Consider the following 17542-nt stretch of genomic DNA (forward strand, 5'->3'; position numbering starts at 1 on the left):
TTCTTTGCGTTTCGGACTTTTATCGATTGTTGCATTGGGAATGGGGCTAGCCTCTCCGGCGGTGGCCCAGGACCCGGAGCCCATCGTCATCGCACCTACGGCGCCGTGGGAAGTCAACTTCGCACCCAATCGTTGCCAAGCTGCACGCACATTCGGCGAGGGCAGCGATCGCACAATCCTGTTTCTTGAACAAATAACGCCATCGACGTCTCCCCGGTGGGTCATGGCCGGCACAGTAGCGGAAGACCTGAAATCGGGTGGACCGCTGTCTATTCAGTTTGGCCCGGGTCTCGAGGCTTGGGAAATGGACGGCAAGAAGCACGCAAGGCTGGGCAGCTTCGGCCGGGCCTATCGAGCCAGTTCGATCCGCGAGCCAGGCTTCGATTCGAAGCGTGGCTCAAAGAAGGACGACGAGAACGCGCCGGAGGCGGAAAAGCCCGGCGACCCGATCGGACTGGGTTTTCTGGATGTCGAGGAAGGCCGGTCGATCGAGTGGGTGGAATTCCGCCGCGGCAAACGGCCCGCACGGCGCCTCGAAACCGGCACTCTTGGCCAGCTCTTTAAATTGCTGAACACCTGCATGACCGACCTGGTAGGCACCTGGGGTGTGGATGCTGAAGCCCACGAGCGTCGCGCGAAAGCTCCCAAGCCGCTCAATATGGAAGAGATCGCAGGGCGTATCCAGCAATACTATCCGGGCAAGGCCGAACGCTGGGGCAAGCAGGCCGATCTGAGCCTGCGCGTGCTGATCGACAAGACCGGCGCGATCACCGATTGCCGGATCGTCAATGTATCGCTTGCCGAGGAATTCAACGATCGCGCCTGCAAAGAGTTCATGATTGTCGGGAAATTCGAGCCCGCTATCGATATCGACGGTGCCCCGATGGATTCCTTCTTCGCAGCAACCATTGCGTATCGCATGAACTAACGGCCGCGCCTCAGAGCACGTAAATACCCAGCGCGTGGATCGTCAGCCCCACCAACCCGCCGACCAGCGTGCCGTTGATGCGGATGAACTGGAGGTCGCGGCCCACCGCGCTTTCGACGCGGTCGGTGATCGTCCGGGCATCCCAGCGGCGCACGGTCTCGGAAACAAGCTGCACGATCTGGTCGCCATAGCGCGTCGCGATACCCACCGCCGTGCGGCGCGCGAAGCGGTTGACCTGGCGCTGCAGCCGCGCGTCGTCGCGCAGGGCGGAGCCAAGTTCGGCGAGCGTTTCACCCAGATAGCCCGTGCCGCCGCCATCCGTGCTGCGGATCGACTGGATTAGGTTGGCGCGCAGTCGCTCCCACACGCCTTGCCACCAGTCGCCGATCGCGGGGTTGTCGAGCAGCTCGCGCTTCATGCGCTCGACTCGCTCCTGCATTTCGGGATCTTCGCGCAGGCCGTGCGCAAGCTCCTGCAGCCCCTCCTCGATCTTCGTGCGTAGCGGATGGTCGGGGTCGACCAGCACTTCGGCCAGCAGCTTGTAGAGCCCGTCGAGCACCGAATTGGCGAGGCGTTCGTCGAGACCGGTGAAGCGCAGCACCGCATTGGCGCGCTTGTGGACCATGTCGCGCACCATCGCTTCATTGTCTTCGAGCACCAGCCCTGCCCAGCGGATGATCTTGTCGATCAGCGGTTTGTGGCGACCATCGGCGATCATTGCATCGAGCATGCCGCCCAGCAGCGGGGCGATTTCAAGCTTGCCGAGCTGCGTCTTGATCCCGCTGCGCACCTGCGTGCCCAGCCGGTCGGGGTCGAGCGATTCGAGCACTTCGATCGTGAGTTCGCCCGCGCCCGCGCGGATCCGCGAATCCTTGGTCACGTTGGGATCGGCGAGATAGCTGCCGACCGCATGCGCGAGGTTCATCGCGCCCATCCGCCGTCCGACCACAGCAGGAGTGAGGAAATTTTCGCGCAGGAAGCCCGCCATCGTGTCGGCGATGCGGTCCTTGTTCTCGGGAATGATCGCTGTATGCGGGATCGGCAGGCCGAGCGGATGGCGGAACAGCGCGGTGACCGCGAACCAGTCGGCCAGCCCGCCGACCATCGCGGCCTCGGCGAAGGCATGCAGATAGCCCCAGGCGGGATGAAACTCGAGATAGCGCCCCGACCACAGGAACAGCGCCGCCATGAGCACGATCAGCCCGGTCGCCGTCCGCCGCATCATGCGCGCGCGGTCCGCTGGTATCGGGGGGCCGGCGTTGTGCAGCCCCGCAGGCACGGCGTCGCTCACTCCGCGGGTTCGACCCCCGGCTCGGGCGAACCGTCGCCGATGATACCGCGAGTGTCGTCGCCTTCATTATAGGTCAGCAGGCGGCGGCGCATCCACGGACCCACGCGCTTTTCGAAACCATCGGCCAGGCTGAAGCCGGCAGGCACGATCAGCAGCGTCAGGACGGTCGACAGCAGCAAGCCGCCGATTACGACCGTGCCCATGGGGGCACGCCAGGCACCATCGCCCGAGCCAAGCACGCCCGACAGCGCGGTCGGGACCATGCCCGCCGTCATAGCGACGGTGGTCATGACGATCGGCTGGGCGCGCTTGTGGCCCGCATCGATGATCGCGTGGAGCTTGCGCGTGCCCTTGTCCATCTCCTCGATCGCAAAGTCGATCAACAGGATCGAGTTCTTCGAGACGATGCCCAGCAGCAAAAGAATGCCGATATAGACGGGCATCGATTGCGGCTGGCCGAACAGCCAGACGAGCAGGATACCGCCCAGCGGCGCAAGCGCGAGGCTGGTCATGTTGACCAGCGGGCTCATCAATCGCTTGTAGAGCAACACGAGCACCGCGAAGACCAGCAGCACGCCCGAAACGATGGCAATCATCAGGCTGGTGACCAGTTCCTGCTGCCATTCGTCTTCGCCCACGACATCGCGGATCACGCCCTGCGGAAGGTCCTGCAAGACCGGGAGCGCGTCGATCTCGGCCTGCGCTTCGCCCTTGATCACACCCTGCGCCAGGTCGGCGCCGATGAGTACGCGGCGGTTCTGGTTGTACCGCTGGATGGTCGTCGGCCCCGAACCGAACGAGACATCGGCAACCCGCGACAGCGGCACCGAGCCGCCATTCGCGGTCTGGACCGGAAGGCTCTTGATCGTCTCAAGGTCCTCGCGCGAACGCTCTGGCAGCTTGACCCGGATCGGGATCTGGCGATCCGACAGCGAGAACTTGGCCGCGTTCTGCTCGATCTCGCCCATCGTTGCGATACGGATCGTCTGGCTGATCGCGACGGTAGTGACACCGAGTTCGGCGGCGAGATCTTCGCGCGGTTCGATGATGAGCTCGGGCCGGTTGATATCGGCGCTGATGCGCGGGGCGACAAGCATGTCGATCCCCTTCATCTGCTCGACCAACGTAGCCGCGGTCTGGTTGAGCTGTTCGGGATCCGAACCGGCCAGCATCACGGTCATGTCGCGGCCCGAACCGAAGCCCCCCGATTGCGAGGCGAACCGTACCCGCGCATCGGCAATCTGAGCGAAGGTCGGCGCCAAAGCGCGTTCGAATTCGATCGAGGTGCGTTCGCGATCGGGCTTGAGCGTCACATAGAGCGTCGCCTGACCTTCGCGAACCCGTTCGAGAGCGAGTTCGACTTCGGGCTGCGCATAGAGAATATCGGCGACCTGATCGGTCACCCGCTCGGTGGTCTCCAGCGTCGTACCCGGGACCATTTCGATTTCGACACGGCTGTTCTCGTCATCGATGTTCGGCTGGAACTGCGCCGGCACGATGCCGAACAGCAGGATCGTCAGCAGCAGCGCGAAATAGCCGACGCCGAGCATCCACACACGGTGGTCGAGGAAGCGCGCATAGAGATATTGCCAGGCCTGCGCCATGTGGCCGCCCAGACGGCGGAGGATGAAACCGGTCACGCGGAAGAAAGCGAGCGCTGCGAGCAGGCCGATCGCCAGCGCCAAGGCCAATTGGACGACCCCGACAAGCGTGGCGATGAAGTTTGCAAACCCGCCCGCGTCGGGATTGCCGCCGGTTATCAGATCGGTCAGCTCAAGGCCCTGGATCAGACCCGACGCCGTGAACGTGGCCATCGCAGAAATGCCCAATGCCGCGAGCACGACCATCAGCAACGACAGGATATAGAGCCAACGCTTGCGCGGCCCTTCGATATTCTCCCGCGCAGCGTACATCTTGCCGCGGTCGAGCGACCAGCGTAGCACATTCATATAGCGGTCCATCATCGGACCTTCGCCATGCGCGGCCTGCCCCTTCGCTTTCAGGAAATAGGCCGCCAGCATCGGCGTGATCATGCGCGCGACCGCGAGCGACATCAGCACCGCGACCACCACGGTAAAACCGAAGTTCTTGAAGAACTGCCCCGAAATGCCGGGCATGGCGCCGACCGGGAAGAACACGGCGACGATACAGAAGCTGGTCGCGACCACCGGCAACCCGATCTCGTCGGCCGCATCGATCGACGCCTGATAGGCGGTCTTGCCCATGCGCATATGCCTGACGATGTTCTCGATCTCGACGATCGCGTCATCGACCAGCACGCCGGCAACCAGCGCAAGCGCCAGCAATGAAAGCTGGTTCAAATTGAAACCCAGCAAATCCATGAACCAGAAGGTCGGGATCGCCGATAGCGGGATGGCGACCGCGGAAATCGCGGTTGCGCGCCAGTCACGCAGGAAAAAGAACACCACGACTACCGCAAGGATCGCACCCTCGATCATCGCGGCCATGGCGCTTTCGTACTGATCTTCGGTGTATTTGACCGTGTTGAACAGCGGGATGAACTTCACACCTGGATTTGCGGCTTCGATCTCCGCGATCTTTTCCAGTGCCTCGTCAAAGACGGTTACGTCGGAAGCGCCCTTGGCGCGGCTCATCGCGAAATTGACGACTTCCTTGTCCCGCACCTTGCTGATCGAAGTCCGCTCCGAATAGCCGTCGCGGACCGTGGCAACATCGGCGAGCTTGACCGTACGCCCGCCGCCGAGTTGGATCTGGCGCTGGCTGAGCGCATAGGCATCGTCGCTGTTGCCGAGAACACGGACCGACTGGCGCGTCCCGCCAACCTCCGCCATCCCGCCAGCAGCATCGACATTGCTCTGACGGAGCAGACCATTGATCTGACTGGCGGTGACACCCAGCGCCTGCATTCGCGCAAGGTCGAGGATGACTTCGATTTCGCGATCGACGCCGCCGAAGCGGTTGACCTCGGCCATGCCCTCGATGCCGAGCAATTGCTTGGCCACCGAATCATCGATGAACCAGCTGAGCCCTTCGATCGTCATGTCGTCGGCTTCGACCGCGTAAATCGCGAGGAAGCCGCCAGAGATTTCTTCCTTGGTCACGCGCGGCTCGAGAATTCCGTCGGGCAACGACCCACGGACCGTATCGACCGCATTCTTGACCTCGGCCACCGCATCGTTGGGATCAGTACCGATCTCAAACTCGATAAAGGTGTTCGAACTGCCTTCGCGAGCGGTCGAATTGATCGAGTTAACGCCATTGATCGACCGCACGGCGGATTCGACGAGTTGGGTGATCTGGTTCTCGATCTCGGTCGGCGCGGCGCCGGGCTGCGAGATTGATACGTTGACCGCGGGGAACTCGATATCCGGATTGTTGACCACGTCCATCCGGGCGAAGCTGATCAGGCCCGCAAGCAGCAGCGCAGTGAAAGCGACCAGCGGGATGACCGGGTTGCGTATCGACCAGGCGGAGATGTTGCGGAAGTTCATCGAGTTACCCCTGCTTAGTCGGCTTCGGCCATTTGCGTCTTGACCGTCTCACCCTCGGTGAGGAAGCCGCCGGCGCGCAGTACGACGCGCTCCGAACCAGTCAGGCCCTCGGCGATGACGATGCCCTGCGAGGTGACCGTACCCGTGGTAACCGACCGACGCTCGGCCTTGTCCTCGCCATTGATGATCAGGACATAGGCGCCGTCACGATCCGACAGCACCGCGCTTTCGGGCAGGATCGGCGCGACGACCGTGCCGCTGGCAATGGTCGCGGTGGCGAAACCGCCCGGACGCAGACCCTCGGCATAGGAAAGCGCGATACGCGCCGTGCCCTGGCGGTCTTGTTCGTCGATGGTCGGCGAGACCTGCCAGACTTGGCCGGTGAAAAGCTTGTCGGTCCCGACGGGACGGATCTGCGCCGAGGTTCCGACCGAGATCGACGTCAGCGAATCCTCGTTGAGGCGCGCGAGCAGTTCCATCTCGCCGCCGCGGGCGATACGGAACAGGGGCGGCGATCCGGCGCTGACCGTCTGGCCGGGCTCGACATTGCGCTCGAGCACATAGCCCGACGCCGGAGCGAGGATGTTGAGGCGGGCGTTGCGCGCCCGCAGCTCGCCAAGCTGGGCCTGTGCCACGCGAACGCGGGCGACGGCGGCATCGCGGGTTGCGGTCAGGCGATCGACATCGGCGGTGGAGACGAAGCCGCGCTCGACCAGCTGCAGCGCGCGATCGAGATTGGCCTGCGCCAGATCGGCATCGGCCTGCGCGACCTGGATCTGCGCGCCGGCGCTCTGGACCTGCTGCGACTGGACCGACTGGTCGATGCTCGCGAGCACCTGGCCCTGGCGCACCCAGTCGCCGGCATCCACCGGCACCGAGACGACACGGCCGCCTTCGCCGACGACGCCGACGGGCATTTCGCGGCGCGCGGACAGCGTGCCGGTGGCGGTGATCTGTCCCTCGACAGTGGTTTGGCCGGGGGTAATGACGGTCACGGTCGGCGCCTGGGCGTTTTCATCGCCCGCGGGCGTGGCGGTACCATTGCTGCGCATGACAAAGAAGGCGGCGATGGCGAGGCCGAGCACGAGAAGACCGGCGATGATCAGCACCTTGCGGCGGTCCGAACCGCGCTTCGCCTCGTACTCTTCCGCATCGGGGTCGAAACCGACCGCGATCGGGTCGCCCTTCTCGGCCGTCACTTTAGACTCGTAATTCATGTCGTACCCTGCCCCAGATGCGCTGCGAACAAGCAGTGTGTTACATTGCTATATCACTTAGCGCAAGAATTTCGAACTGAGGCGATAGACGGAGGCCCGCGTTAGGGCAATTGAGGGTTCGACCGGGAGCATGCAGGGGTGGACGAATGTCGCCCTGGCACCACACCCCGCGTGGTGCCGCGACCCGGACAAACGAAGGGCGGAGCGTCATACGACGCCCCGCCCAACGAAAATCAGATCTTCGGTCGCTTAGCGAACGCGGCCGCGCTGGACCATGTTGGCGATACCGAGCAGCACGATGGCGCCGAGCAGCGACATCAGCAGGCCCGGGACGCTGAATTCGGTCAGCGTCGAGCCGACACCGATCAGAGAACCGATGAACTTGCCGATGAACGAGCCGACGATGCCGACGACGATATTCCAGAAGATGCCCATCGAGGCATCACGATTCATGACCAGGCTAGCGAGCCAGCCGATGATCCCGCCGACGATAATAGCGATAATCCAAGCCATTCTTATTCCTCCTGCTTTACTCTCACATTGCGTCTTCTAACGGACCAGTGCGACGAGCGGTTCCCCGAATTCCTGTCGAGGATGAACTTGGAGCGTAAGGCTTGTCAAATTGTTCCCCCACCGCGGCGGGGGCAGGATCAGTATTTGAGCTGGCGTTCATAGAGGTCGCGATAATGCTGGATACGCGTAACGCGCAGGCCCTGCATGCCCGAACGGTCGACCGCGCGCTGCCATGAAGCGAACTCCTCGAGGCTCAGCGAATAGCGCTCGAGCACCTCGTCGATCGTCAGCAGGCCGCCATTGACCGCCGCCACGACCTCGGCCTTGCGGCGAACCACCCAACGCTTCGTTTTGGGAGAAGGCAGGTCGTCAATGGTCAGCGGCTCCCCGAGGGGGCCGATCACCTGTGCAGGGCGGATGTCCTGGTTTTCGATCATTCTTTCTCTCTATCGCCATGCACCGCGTCGTTTGCGGCGTCCCCACGACTTAAACGCGCGGCTTTGCCATCGCTTAAAGCAGCATGGTTAACGGTCCGTTTACTTTCGTCGCTGTTTTCCCGGCGCGCTTCACCGAAAGCATTGAAGCCGCCCTCGACCTTGCCGAGTTCGTCTCGCAATTCGCGAGTCGCGGCGAGCTTGGCGACCAGATCGGTCCAGCGAAACTGGTGCAGATCCGAGCTTTCACGCGGTTGGTGAGCAGGTTTTTCGTTGGTGCGGCCCTCGAACATGAGGCTGTGGATAACGACCCATAGTAAACGTTCGGTGAAACATCTCCTATGGCCGCTCCAGCGGGCTACTGGTGGCAAGCTCCCAAGGCGTGTATGGGGCGCGCCATGCTCGCTACCGAAACCCTTTCGCCGGACCAGGCTGCCGCATTGTTTGACCTGCCGCGACCGGCAGCCGAATGCCGCATCGTTGTCGCCATGTCGGGCGGCGTCGACAGCTCGGTCGTCGCCGCGCTGGCTGCGCGCACGGGCGCCGCAGTGATCGGCATCACGCTGCAACTCTATGATTATGGCGCCGCAACCGGACGCAAGGGCGCGTGCTGCGCGGGTGACGATATCCAGGATGCACGCGCTGTCGCCGAACGGCTGGGCATCCCGCATTACGTCCACGACCATGAAAGCGCATTCCGCGAGGAAGTGGTCGAAACCTTCGCCGACGACTATCTCGCCGGGCGCACGCCGGTGCCCTGCATCCGCTGCAACATGGGCCCCAAGTTCACCGATCTGCTGGACATGGCGCGCGAACTGGGCGCGGATTGTCTCGCCACCGGCCATTATGTCCGCCGCGCCATGGGGCCGGCGGGCGCCGAATTGCACCGCGCGGCCGATCCGGCGCGGGACCAGTCCTATTTCCTTTACGCCACGACCGAGGACCAGCTCGACTTCCTGCGTTTCCCGCTGGGAGGCATGCCCAAGTCCGATGTCCGCGTGCTTGCCGAAGGCGCGGGCCTGCGCAATTCCGCCAAGCCCGACAGCCAAGACATCTGCTTTGTACCCGATGGCGATTACGCTGGGATCGTGCGCAAGCTGCGCCCCGAAGGCGGGCGGCCGGGACCGATCGTCCATGCCGCGACCGGCGAAACGCTGGGCGAACACAAGGGCGTGATCCATTTCACCGTGGGCCAGCGCCGCGGACTCGATATCGGCGGGCAGCCCGAACCGCTTTATGTAGTGGGCATCGACGCCGGTGGCGCGCGCGTGCTGGTGGGGCCCAAGCGGATGCTTGCCGTTTCCGCCGCGACGATTATCGAGACCAACCGTATCGGCCCGCTGCCCGACGTACCGCTTTCGGCCAAGGTCCGCAGCCTTGCCAAGCCGGTGCCGATCACGCTCGAAGGGCCGCTTGGCGACGGGGCAATGACCACGATCCGCTTCGCCACACCCGAATTCGGCGTCGCACCCGGACAGGCCGCGGTCATCTATGCGGGCGAGCGGGTCGTCGGCGGGGGCTGGATCGAAGCGACCGAGCGGGTCGCCGCCTAGCCTTCCCACTCCCGCAGCACACAGCCGTAGCCTTCGCGGTAGCTGGCGGTGTCCGATGCGACGAAGGGAATCGAGGCGGTCACGCTTTTCGCCGGCACATTCTCGCTGAGCGAGATGAGTTCCATCCCTTCCAGCTTGTCCTTGGCGCAATCGTCGAGACTGCGTCCGGCGACGAAGCGGCAGGAACAGCCGACTCGCGCCGCATAGGCGGAGCCGACGCCGCCGGTTTTGCGCAGACCATCGCCCCAGGCGAACCAGGCAATGCCGAGCAGCACGGCGACCAGCGGGACCAGCCACAACCAGCGGCGCGAGAGACGGGAGCGTGTTTTGGCCGTTGCCAAGCGGGATTCCTTCGTGCGAGTGACGCCGCATGATCATGCGGTCCGCCTCCCTTATCGCGCTTGCCCTCGCCACCTCAAGCCTTGCGTCCTGCGGCTCCCCCGGTCCGGCCGAGGAACCGCCGCTGAGCGAAGAAGCGCTTGCCGCGGTGACCAAGGACCCGGGCGCGCCGACGCGGGCCTTGGCGCGCGCGGCAGACGAATTGTTCACGCTCGACGGACTGGGCGAGACCCGTGCGCTGGTGGTCTATCACGGCGGAGCATTGGCGGTGGAGCGCTATGCCCCCGGCTATGACAAGGACACGCGCTTCATCAGCTGGTCGATGGCCAAGACGGTAACCGCGGTGATGATCGGCATGCTAGTGGCCGACGGGCAATTGCGGCTCGACGCGCCTGCCCCCGTACCTCGCTGGGCGCGGACGGGCGATCCGCGCGCCGAGATCACCTTGCGACACCTGCTGCAGATGCGCAGCGGGCTCGAACATTCTGAAGCGAGCGACCCGCCCTATGAAAGCGGCGAGGTCCGCATGCTCTTCCTCGACGGGCGCGACGACATGGCCGATTACGCCACCGCCCAGCCGCTCGAGGCGGAACCGGGCGCGCAATTCGAATATTCCTCCAACACCACCGTAATTCTCGCCGATATCGCCGCCCGCGCGCTTACCGACAGCAAGGATCCCGATGTCCGGCGCAAGGCGGTGGCGGATTATCTCGATGCGCGCCTCTTCGCGCCGCTCGGGATGACCTCGGTCGTGCCCGAATTCGACCGCGCGGGGACGCTGATCGGCGGCAGCCTGATCCATGCCACGGCGCGCGACTGGGCGAAGCTGGGCGAATTGCTGCGCAACAAGGGCTCCTATCGCGGCGAGCAGTTGGTTCCGCGCGCTTGGGTCGAAGAGATGGTCGAACCCAGTCCCAAAAGCCCGCATTACGGGCTGCAAACCTGGCTCAACCGCCCGACCGGGGAAGACCAGCACCCGCTGTTTCCCGACCGGGCGCCCCAAAGCGCGTTTTCGATGATCGGGCATATGGGCCAATATGTCTTCGTCTCGCCGACGCAGAAGCTGACCGTGGTCCGGCTGGGCCATTCCGATGCCGATGAACGCCGCGCCATGCTCCAGCAGCTGGCCGACGTGGTCGAGCTGTATCCCGAAACCTAGGGCAGGAAGAACCGGCCCTCGACCACGGTCACGCACTGCCCCGTCAGGACCACGCGCTCGCCATCGCGGCGGCACAGCGCATGGCCGCCGCGCTGCGACGCCTGAAAGGCGGTGAAGCTGTCGCGCCCGAGCCGCTCGGTCCAGAAATGGGTCAGCACGGCATGCGCCGAGCCGGTGAAACTGTCTTCATCGACGCCCGCCCCGGGCACGAACACGCGGCTGACGACATCACTATCATTGCCGGGTGCGGTGCAGATGAACTGGTCGTTCCCGAGCGCCCCCAGCGCGCGCAGATCGGGATCGAGCGCGCGCACAGCTTCCTCGCTGGCGAACAGATAGACGCCATAGCCATCGGGGTTGAGCCATACTTCCTGCGGTTCGGCACCCAGCAGCGCGACGGCTTCAGCCCACTCACCCGGCTGCGTGCGGATCAGCGGCAAGCCAAGCTCGTACCCCGCTTCGGCACACGCCACTTCGAGCAGGCCCGCCCGCCGCGTGCGGAAGGTCACCCGTTCGCCGCCATCGCGTCCCAGCAGCACATGCCCGCTGGCGAGCGTTGCATGGCCGCACAGGCGTATTTCCTCGGCCGGCGTGAACCAGCGCAGCTCCCATTCGGCTTCGCCGCTGGCATCGCGGACGCAAAAGGCAGTCTCGGCGAAATTGTTCTCCGCCGCGATCGCTAGCAGCAGGTCGTCGTCGAGCCAGTCGTCGAGCGGCATCACCGCTGCCTGGTTGCCGCCAAAGGGGCGGTCGGCGAAGGCATCGACATGCCAATAGGGCAGCGCGCGGCTCATGCGTCCTTATCCAGCTTGGCGAACTCATTGTCCTCGACCAGCGGATTGTCGGGTTGGTCGACATGGCCCTCGGGATCGATGTGGATCAGCAATTCGGTTCCGGGGAACTGGCGACGCAGATCGGCCTCGACCCGCTCGCTGATCGCATGCGCTTCCTCGATCGTCATGATCGGCGGCAAGTCGACATGGAACTGGACGAAATCGCGATTGCCGCTGGTGCGCGTGCGCAAATCGTGGAGGTTGGAAAGCTCGGGATGGCGCGCGGCTGCCTCGACGAAGGCCAGCCGCTTGTCGTCGGGCCATTCGCGATCCATCAGATCGTCGACCGCGTTGCTCGCGCCGCGCCAGGCCCCCCAGCCCAGCCACGCAGCAATGGCGAGACCGAACAGCGGGTCGGCCATGCCCAGCCCCGCATATTGATCCAGCACCAGCGCGAGGATCACCGCCAGATTGAGCAGCAGGTCGGATTTGTAATGCAGGTGGTCGGTCTGGATGGCGAGGCTGCGCATCCGGCGCATCACGTAGCTCTGCCAGCCGAGCAGCGCGAAGGTCAGGACGATGGCGATAAGCGATACAGTTATGCCCTCCGCCGCGGCTGCCGTCTCTCCCCCTCCCGCCAGCTGCGTCACCGCGCGGGCCGCGATGCCGAAGGCCGACAGGGTAATGAGCATGATCTGGAAGATCGCAGCCAGCGCCTCGGCCTTGCCATGGCCGAAGCGGTGGTCCTCGTCGGCCGGCATCGAAGCGATCCACACGCCGATCAGCGTGGCAAGGCTGGCGATCAGGTCGAGCGCCGAATCGGCAAGACTGCCGAGCATGGCGGTCGAACCGGTGCGCCAGCTCGCCCAGGTCTTGAGCGCGACCAACACCAGCGCGACCGCGATCGAGGCGATCGCCGCCGAGCGAGCCAGCCGGGCGCTGCTGTTAGTCATGGATAGAGCAGCGTGTTCGACCACGCATCTTCGGCGCTTTCGCGCGTGAACATCCGGCGGTCATGAAGGCGGTATTCGCGATCGCGCCAGAACTCGATCCGGCGCGGGCTCAGGCGGAAACCGGTCCAGTGCGGCGGACGCGGGATGTCGCCCTCGGGATAGCGCGTCTCGAGCGCGGCAACCCGGTCGAGATAAAGTTGGCGGTCGAGCAGCGGGCGCGACTGGTCGCTTGCCGCCGACCCAATCTGCGACACGCGCGGACGCGAATGGAAATAGGCATCCGCCTCTTCCTCGCCGACTTCCTCGAGCGGGCCTTCGATGCGGATCTGGCGGCGCAGGCTCTTCCAGTGGAACAGCAGCGCGGCCCGCATATTGGCACGGATCTGTTCGCCCTTGTGGCTTTCGGCATTGGTGTAGAACACGAAGCCGTCGGCGGCGTGACCCTTGAGCAGCACCATGCGGACCGAGGGGTAGCCATCGGGCGATGCGGTCGCCAGCGCCATCGCATTGGCATCGTTCGGCTCGCTCTCGCGCGCTTCGGCGAACCACACTTCGAACAGCGCGAAGGGATCGCTGGGCGGGATGGCGCTCTGGTCGGTTTCCATCAGGGCTTTCCTACAATCTGGAACACATGGAACAGGGTTCAGGAGCAAAACACGCCGCGGCCCGTTTTTGCCCGGAAGCGACCGCAAGGAGGACCGAATTGCCATCCATCAACCGTCCCCTATCGCCAATGCGCGTGGTAGGAAACCGCCCGCGCTTGCACCACGCCGCTGTTGTGCCTAGCTAACACGCCATGGCCGATCCCTATTCCATCCTTGGCGTCCCGCGCAACGCGTCCGAAAAGGACATCAAGAGCGCCTATCGCACGCTCGCCAAGGAACTGCATCCCGACCGCAACAAGGACAACCCCAACGCTTCGGAGCGCTTCAGCCAGGCGACCAATGCCTATGACCTGTTATCCGACAAGGACAAGCGCGCCCAATTCGACCGCGGCGAGATCGATGCCGAGGGTAATCCCGCCAACCCCTTTGCGGGCATGGGCGGTGGCGGTGGTTTCCGCCCCAATGGCGGCCAGCGCGGGTTTCGCGCCGAAGATATGCAGGACTTCGGCGGCGAAGAGGTCGATCTGGGCGATATTTTCGAAGGGCTGTTCGGTGGCCGCGGTCCGCAGGCGCGCCCCGGCGGCAGCCCGTTCGGCGGCGCGCAGCAACGCCGCCAGCCACAAAAAGGGGCCGACATCGCCTACAAGCTGCGCGTTCCCTTCATCGATGCGGCCACGCTCAAGGATCAGCGAATCACGCTGTCCGACGGCAAGACGATCGACCTCAAGCTGCCCAAGGGGGTCGAGGACGGGACGCAGATGCGGCTCAAGGGCAAGGGCGAGCGGGGCCCCGGCGGCGCAGGCGACGGGCTGGTTACCATCGCGATCGACCGGCATGCGCTTTATCGCCGCGAAGGCGACGATGTGCGCTTCGACCTGCCGATCACGCTCGACGAGGCGGTGAATGGCGGCAAGGTCCGCGTCCCCACGGTCGATGGACCGGTCATGATGACCATCAAGCCCGGGACGCATGGCGGCACCGTCCTGCGCCTCAAGGGCAAAGGCTTTTCGCGCAAGAACGGCACCCGCGGCGACCAATTGGTGACGCTCGAAATCCAGCTACCCGACGATCTCGACGAGCTTGCCAAGCGGCTCGATGGGTGGAAGGACGAGAGCGATCCGCGGAGCAAGCTCGGGGTTTAGTCCTTGTCGCCACAACCCTTGCCGGAAGGCCATGAACGCGAGATCCACTCGCTCTCGCCCGAACAGCGGCGGAAGGAAGCACGCGATCTGCGCGGCCGCATCCAGCGGCACATGGGTCCCGGCACACGGGGCTGGGAAATCACCAAACGCACCATCGTCGGCACCTATAACGACGGCTTCATCCACGCAGGCAATCTCGCCTATCTGTCGATGCTGGCGATTTTCCCATTTTTCATCCTCGGCGCGGCGGTCTTCTCGGCGATCGGCGAGGAGGCCGAGCGTGCGGCGACGATCAATGCCGTGCTTTACGCCCTGCCGCCAATGGTCGGAAACGTCATCGAACCGGTCGCACGCGATGTGATCGAAGCGCGCAGCGGCTGGCTGCTATGGGTCGGCGCACTGATCGGGCTCTGGACAGTCGGCAGCCTGGTCGAAACCATCCGTGATATCCTGCGCCGCGCCTATGGTACGCATGCCACGCAGGCCTTCTGGAAATACCGCCTGCTGTCGTCGGGCGTGATCCTTGCTGCGGTCTTCCTGCTGTTGCTCAGCCTGATCGCACAATTCCTGATCGGTACGGCGCAGGAGGTTATCGAGGCCTATTTCCCGCAGCTGATCGACCGCGTATCCGATTTGCGCCTGACGCGGATCGTCCCCGCGCTGGGCCTGTTCGGTTCGCTCTATCTGATCTTCTATTCGCTCACCCCGTCGAAATACCGCCGCCATCGCTATCCTAAATGGCCGGGCGTATTGCTGACGACGCTGTGGTGGATCGCGGTGACCACGACCATGCCGGCGGTGCTGCGCAATTTCTTTTCCTACGACCTCACTTATGGCGGGCTTGCGGGCGTGATGATCGTCTTGTTCTTTTTCTGGCTTGTCGGGCTCGGGGTGGTTATCGGCGCAGAGCTGAACGCGGCGCTGGCCGAGACGCCCGAAGAGGAATTGTGCCAGGTGGGCGAGGCCGACGATGCGCGTCGGGCAGCGCTGGCGCGAGAAATGGCAGAAGAGGAGCACGCTGCATGAGCGGGTTGATGGCAGGTAAACGCGGGCTGATCATGGGCCTCGCCAACGACAAGTCGCTGGCCTGGGGGATCGCCAAGCAACTCGGCGCGCACGGGGCCGAGCTGGCCTTCTCCTATCAGGGCGAAGCGCTCAAGAAGCGCGTCGGTCCGTTGGCGCAGCAGCTCGGCAGCGATTTCCTGATCGAATGCGACGTGTCGGACATGGACGCACTCGACCGCGCCTTCGACACGCTCAAATCGCGTTGGGAGACGATCGATTTCGTCGTCCATGCGATCGGCTTTTCGGACAAGAACGAGCTGCGCGGGAAGTATGTCGACACCAGCCTCGACAATTTCCTGATGACGATGAACATCTCGGCCTATTCGCTGGTCGCGGTGGCCAAGCGCGCGCGGGCGATGATGCCCGATGGCGGCTCGATCCTGACACTGACCTATTACGGCGCGGAAAAGGTGATCCCGCATTACAACGTGATGGGAGTGGCCAAGGCGGCGCTGGAAAGCAGCGTGAAATATCTCGCCAACGACCTCGGCCCCGAAAACATTCGCGTCAATGCGCTCAGCGCGGGCCCGGTCAAGACGCTCGCGGCGAGCGGGATCGGCGATTTCCGCTATATCCTCAAATGGAACGAGCTCAATTCACCGCTGCGGCGCAATATCACGATCGACGATGTCGGCGGTTCGGGGCTCTATTTGCTCTCCGATCTGTCATCGGGCGTGACCGGCGAGACGCATCATGTCGACGGCGGTTATCACGTGGTGGGGATGAAGCAGGAAGATGCCCCCGATATCGCGCTCGACAAGGCCTGAGTTAGAGGTCGATCTCGGGGGCCTGATCAGGCGACGTCGGGCCAGATCCCCCGCGTGTCGTAGACGGCCTTGCCAGCGCGTTCCTCGGGCGGGATGACCTTGAAGACATCGTGATCGACCAGCGTGACCAGCACGCCGCATTCTTCCAGCGCAGTGTCGATATCGACCAGTTCCGCGCCGGTGCCCTCAAACTCGGACGGCAGTTCGCCCGCATAGGGTTCGACCACCTGCACGCGCTTGCCAAACTCGCGCGCGAGCGAGGCAGCGACATAGCGCGCCGGGCTTTCGCGGAAATCGTCGATATTCGCTTTGAAGGCGAGGCCCAAGCAGGCGATCTTTGCTCCCCGATTGGCGTGCACCAGTGCCTTTGCGCGGGTCAGGACATGGTGCATCTTGGCATCGTTTGTCTCGCGCGCCTGGCGGATGATCTTCGCCTCTTCGGGCGCGCCATGGACGATGAACCACGGGTCGACCGCGATACAATGCCCGCCCACGCCGGGACCGGGCGTGAGGATGTTGACGCGCGGGTGGCGGTTGGCGAGGCGGATCACCTCCCACACATCGAGCCCCTGCCGGTCGGCGATCATCGAAAGCTCGTTGGCGAAGGCGATATTGACGTCGCGGAAGGCGTTCTCGACCAGCTTGGTCATTTCGGCGCTGCGCACATCGGTGGTGACGCATTCGCCCTTTACGAAGCGCTTGTAGAAGGCGAGTGCCTTGCGCGCGCAGCGCGGGGTGATGCCGCCGATCGAACGGTCGTTATGCGTGAGTTCCTCGAGGATCTTGCCCGGCAGCACGCGCTCGGGACAATAGGCGAGCGACACGTCGGGTTGCCCATCGGTCAGGCCCGGCATGGCAAGGTCGGGACGCTTGGCGGCGATCGCATCGCGCATCGTCTCGGTCGTGCCGACGGGCGAGGTCGATTCGAGGATGACCGTGTCGCCCTTCTTGAGCACGTCGGCGACCTGCTGGGCAGCCGCCATGACATAGGAGGTGTCGGGCGTATGCTCGCCGTCCTTCGCGAAGGGCGTGGGCACCGCGATCACGAAGACGTCCGCGGGCGCGACCTGCGTCGACGCCTTGAGCAGACCGCGTTGGACCACCGCCTGCACCAGCCCGTCGAGATCGACTTCCTCGATATGGATTTCGCCGCGGTTGATCGTATCGACGACGCCTTGCGCCACGTCGACACCATGCACCGGGCAGCCCGCGCGCGCGATAATCGCGGCCGTCGGCAAGCCGATATAGCCGAGACCGATGACGCAGACGTCGGGCTTGGTGTCACCACGCATGAATGTCTTCCCCTGAACCTTTGGGCTATGAAGCTAGC

General features: G+C 64.2%; 17 protein-coding genes. 6 read left to right on the plus strand and 11 right to left on the minus strand.

What is annotated here, in order from left to right; translation table 11 throughout:
* Positions 1 to 4 precede the first annotated feature (4 nt).
* On the plus strand, positions 5 to 928 hold the full coding sequence (locus N6L26_RS10560; protein WP_263605533.1) for an energy transducer TonB: 924 nt from the start codon (positions 5 to 7) through the stop codon (positions 926 to 928).
* A gap of 10 nt (positions 929 to 938) precedes the next feature.
* Here the strand turns inward: N6L26_RS10560 and N6L26_RS10565 are convergent, their stop codons facing one another.
* The 6 genes from N6L26_RS10565 to N6L26_RS10590 all read right to left on the minus strand — a co-directional run bounded on the left by N6L26_RS10565 (position 939) and on the right by N6L26_RS10590 (position 8149).
* Positions 939 to 2150 carry a DUF445 domain-containing protein gene (locus tag N6L26_RS10565; RefSeq protein ID WP_263607292.1) on the minus strand — a complete coding sequence of 404 codons (1212 nt, stop codon included), beginning with the start codon at positions 2148 to 2150 and terminating at the stop codon, positions 939 to 941.
* A gap of 65 nt (positions 2151 to 2215) precedes the next feature.
* The gene (locus N6L26_RS10570; RefSeq protein WP_263605534.1) at positions 2216 to 5692 is read right to left on the minus strand and encodes an efflux RND transporter permease subunit; all 3477 of its coding nucleotides are present in this window, start codon (positions 5690 to 5692) and stop codon (positions 2216 to 2218) included.
* Positions 5693 to 5706: 14 nt separating this feature from the next.
* Complete coding sequence (locus tag N6L26_RS10575; RefSeq protein ID WP_263605535.1) at positions 5707 to 6909, minus strand: efflux RND transporter periplasmic adaptor subunit; 1203 nt, start codon at positions 6907 to 6909, stop codon at positions 5707 to 5709.
* Between the two features lie 249 nt (positions 6910 to 7158).
* Positions 7159 to 7422 carry a GlsB/YeaQ/YmgE family stress response membrane protein gene (locus N6L26_RS10580; protein ID WP_263605536.1) on the minus strand — a complete coding sequence of 88 codons (264 nt, stop codon included), beginning with the start codon at positions 7420 to 7422 and terminating at the stop codon, positions 7159 to 7161.
* A 137-nt stretch (positions 7423 to 7559) separates the two neighbouring features.
* On the minus strand, positions 7560 to 7859 hold the full coding sequence (locus N6L26_RS10585) for a DUF1153 domain-containing protein (protein ID WP_253520798.1): 300 nt from the start codon (positions 7857 to 7859) through the stop codon (positions 7560 to 7562).
* Complete coding sequence (locus tag N6L26_RS10590; protein WP_263605537.1) at positions 7856 to 8149, minus strand: hypothetical protein; 294 nt, start codon at positions 8147 to 8149, stop codon at positions 7856 to 7858. Before N6L26_RS10590 ends, N6L26_RS10585 begins: the two co-directional genes overlap by 4 nt.
* A gap of 105 nt (positions 8150 to 8254) precedes the next feature.
* Between N6L26_RS10590 and mnmA the strand changes: the two genes are divergently transcribed.
* Positions 8255 to 9409 carry a tRNA 2-thiouridine(34) synthase MnmA gene (gene mnmA, locus N6L26_RS10595; RefSeq protein ID WP_263605538.1) on the plus strand — a complete coding sequence of 385 codons (1155 nt, stop codon included), beginning with the start codon at positions 8255 to 8257 and terminating at the stop codon, positions 9407 to 9409.
* Here the strand turns inward: mnmA and N6L26_RS10600 are convergent.
* Positions 9406 to 9750 (minus strand): hypothetical protein, encoded by a 345-nt coding sequence (locus N6L26_RS10600; RefSeq protein ID WP_263605539.1) that lies wholly within the window; start codon positions 9748 to 9750, stop codon positions 9406 to 9408. The two genes, mnmA and N6L26_RS10600, sit on opposite strands and share 4 nt — an antisense overlap.
* A 29-nt stretch (positions 9751 to 9779) precedes the next feature.
* On the opposite strand from N6L26_RS10600, the gene N6L26_RS10605 reads away from it, so the two are divergent.
* Entirely contained in the window at positions 9780 to 10907 is a 1128-nt protein-coding gene (locus tag N6L26_RS10605; RefSeq protein WP_263605540.1) for a serine hydrolase domain-containing protein, read from the plus strand.
* Here the strand turns inward: N6L26_RS10605 and N6L26_RS10610 are convergent.
* Genes N6L26_RS10610 through pdxH form a run of 3 tightly spaced genes read right to left on the minus strand, consistent with a single transcriptional unit; the run spans position 10904 to position 13238 of the window.
* On the minus strand, positions 10904 to 11701 hold the full coding sequence (locus N6L26_RS10610) for a PhzF family phenazine biosynthesis protein (protein WP_263605541.1): 798 nt from the start codon (positions 11699 to 11701) through the stop codon (positions 10904 to 10906). The genes N6L26_RS10605 and N6L26_RS10610 overlap by 4 nt on opposite strands.
* Complete coding sequence (locus N6L26_RS10615; protein WP_263605542.1) at positions 11698 to 12633, minus strand: cation diffusion facilitator family transporter; 936 nt, start codon at positions 12631 to 12633, stop codon at positions 11698 to 11700. The genes N6L26_RS10610 and N6L26_RS10615 overlap by 4 nt, the downstream gene beginning before the upstream one ends.
* Positions 12630 to 13238, minus strand: coding sequence for a pyridoxamine 5'-phosphate oxidase (gene pdxH / locus N6L26_RS10620; RefSeq protein WP_263605543.1), 609 nt, complete (start codon positions 13236 to 13238; stop codon positions 12630 to 12632). Before pdxH ends, N6L26_RS10615 begins: the two co-directional genes overlap by 4 nt.
* Positions 13239 to 13429: 191 nt before the next feature.
* On the opposite strand from pdxH, the gene N6L26_RS10625 reads away from it, so the two are divergent.
* From N6L26_RS10625 to fabI, 3 genes are read left to right on the plus strand one after another with little or no spacing between them, the layout of a single operon-like run.
* Positions 13430 to 14380, plus strand: a complete 951-nt coding sequence (locus N6L26_RS10625) for a DnaJ C-terminal domain-containing protein (RefSeq protein WP_263605544.1) — start codon at positions 13430 to 13432, stop codon at positions 14378 to 14380.
* 3 nt (positions 14381 to 14383) lie between these two features.
* Positions 14384 to 15406 carry a YihY/virulence factor BrkB family protein gene (locus N6L26_RS10630; RefSeq protein WP_263605545.1) on the plus strand — a complete coding sequence of 341 codons (1023 nt, stop codon included), beginning with the start codon at positions 14384 to 14386 and terminating at the stop codon, positions 15404 to 15406.
* Positions 15403 to 16212 carry an enoyl-ACP reductase FabI gene (fabI, locus tag N6L26_RS10635; RefSeq protein WP_263605546.1) on the plus strand — a complete coding sequence of 270 codons (810 nt, stop codon included), beginning with the start codon at positions 15403 to 15405 and terminating at the stop codon, positions 16210 to 16212. Before N6L26_RS10630 ends, fabI begins: the two co-directional genes overlap by 4 nt.
* Before the next feature lie 26 nt (positions 16213 to 16238).
* Here the strand turns inward: fabI and wecC are convergent, their stop codons facing one another.
* Positions 16239 to 17504 (minus strand): UDP-N-acetyl-D-mannosamine dehydrogenase, encoded by a 1266-nt coding sequence (gene wecC / locus N6L26_RS10640; RefSeq protein ID WP_263605547.1) that lies wholly within the window; start codon positions 17502 to 17504, stop codon positions 16239 to 16241.
* Positions 17505 to 17542: the final 38 nt, after the last annotated feature.

Source organism: Qipengyuania sp. SS22 (genome assembly GCF_025736935.1).
Taxonomy (GTDB): Bacteria; Pseudomonadota; Alphaproteobacteria; order Sphingomonadales; family Sphingomonadaceae; genus Qipengyuania.

What these genes read in the sequence shown, in the direction of transcription:
- N6L26_RS10565 (WP_263607292.1), bottom strand. Translation starts at nt 2,150, where the DNA reads ATGCGGCGGACGGCGACCGGGCTGATCGTGCTCATGGCGGCGCTGTTC.
- N6L26_RS10570 (WP_263605534.1), bottom strand. Translation starts at nt 5,692, where the DNA reads ATGAACTTCCGCAACATCTCCGCCTGGTCGATACGCAACCCGGTCATC.
- N6L26_RS10575 (WP_263605535.1), bottom strand. Translation starts at nt 6,909, where the DNA reads ATGAATTACGAGTCTAAAGTGACGGCCGAGAAGGGCGACCCGATCGCG.
- N6L26_RS10580 (WP_263605536.1), bottom strand. Translation starts at nt 7,422, where the DNA reads ATGGCTTGGATTATCGCTATTATCGTCGGCGGGATCATCGGCTGGCTC.
- N6L26_RS10585 (WP_253520798.1), bottom strand. Translation starts at nt 7,859, where the DNA reads ATGATCGAAAACCAGGACATCCGCCCTGCACAGGTGATCGGCCCCCTC.
- N6L26_RS10590 (WP_263605537.1), bottom strand. Translation starts at nt 8,149, where the DNA reads ATGTTCGAGGGCCGCACCAACGAAAAACCTGCTCACCAACCGCGTGAA.
- mnmA (WP_263605538.1), top strand. Translation starts at nt 8,255, where the DNA reads ATGCTCGCTACCGAAACCCTTTCGCCGGACCAGGCTGCCGCATTGTTT.
- N6L26_RS10605 (WP_263605540.1), top strand. Translation starts at nt 9,780, where the DNA reads ATGATCATGCGGTCCGCCTCCCTTATCGCGCTTGCCCTCGCCACCTCA.
- N6L26_RS10610 (WP_263605541.1), bottom strand. Translation starts at nt 11,701, where the DNA reads ATGAGCCGCGCGCTGCCCTATTGGCATGTCGATGCCTTCGCCGACCGC.
- N6L26_RS10615 (WP_263605542.1), bottom strand. Translation starts at nt 12,633, where the DNA reads ATGACTAACAGCAGCGCCCGGCTGGCTCGCTCGGCGGCGATCGCCTCG.
- pdxH (WP_263605543.1), bottom strand. Translation starts at nt 13,238, where the DNA reads ATGGAAACCGACCAGAGCGCCATCCCGCCCAGCGATCCCTTCGCGCTG.
- N6L26_RS10625 (WP_263605544.1), top strand. Translation starts at nt 13,430, where the DNA reads ATGGCCGATCCCTATTCCATCCTTGGCGTCCCGCGCAACGCGTCCGAA.
- fabI (WP_263605546.1), top strand. Translation starts at nt 15,403, where the DNA reads ATGAGCGGGTTGATGGCAGGTAAACGCGGGCTGATCATGGGCCTCGCC.
- wecC (WP_263605547.1), bottom strand. Translation starts at nt 17,504, where the DNA reads ATGCGTGGTGACACCAAGCCCGACGTCTGCGTCATCGGTCTCGGCTAT.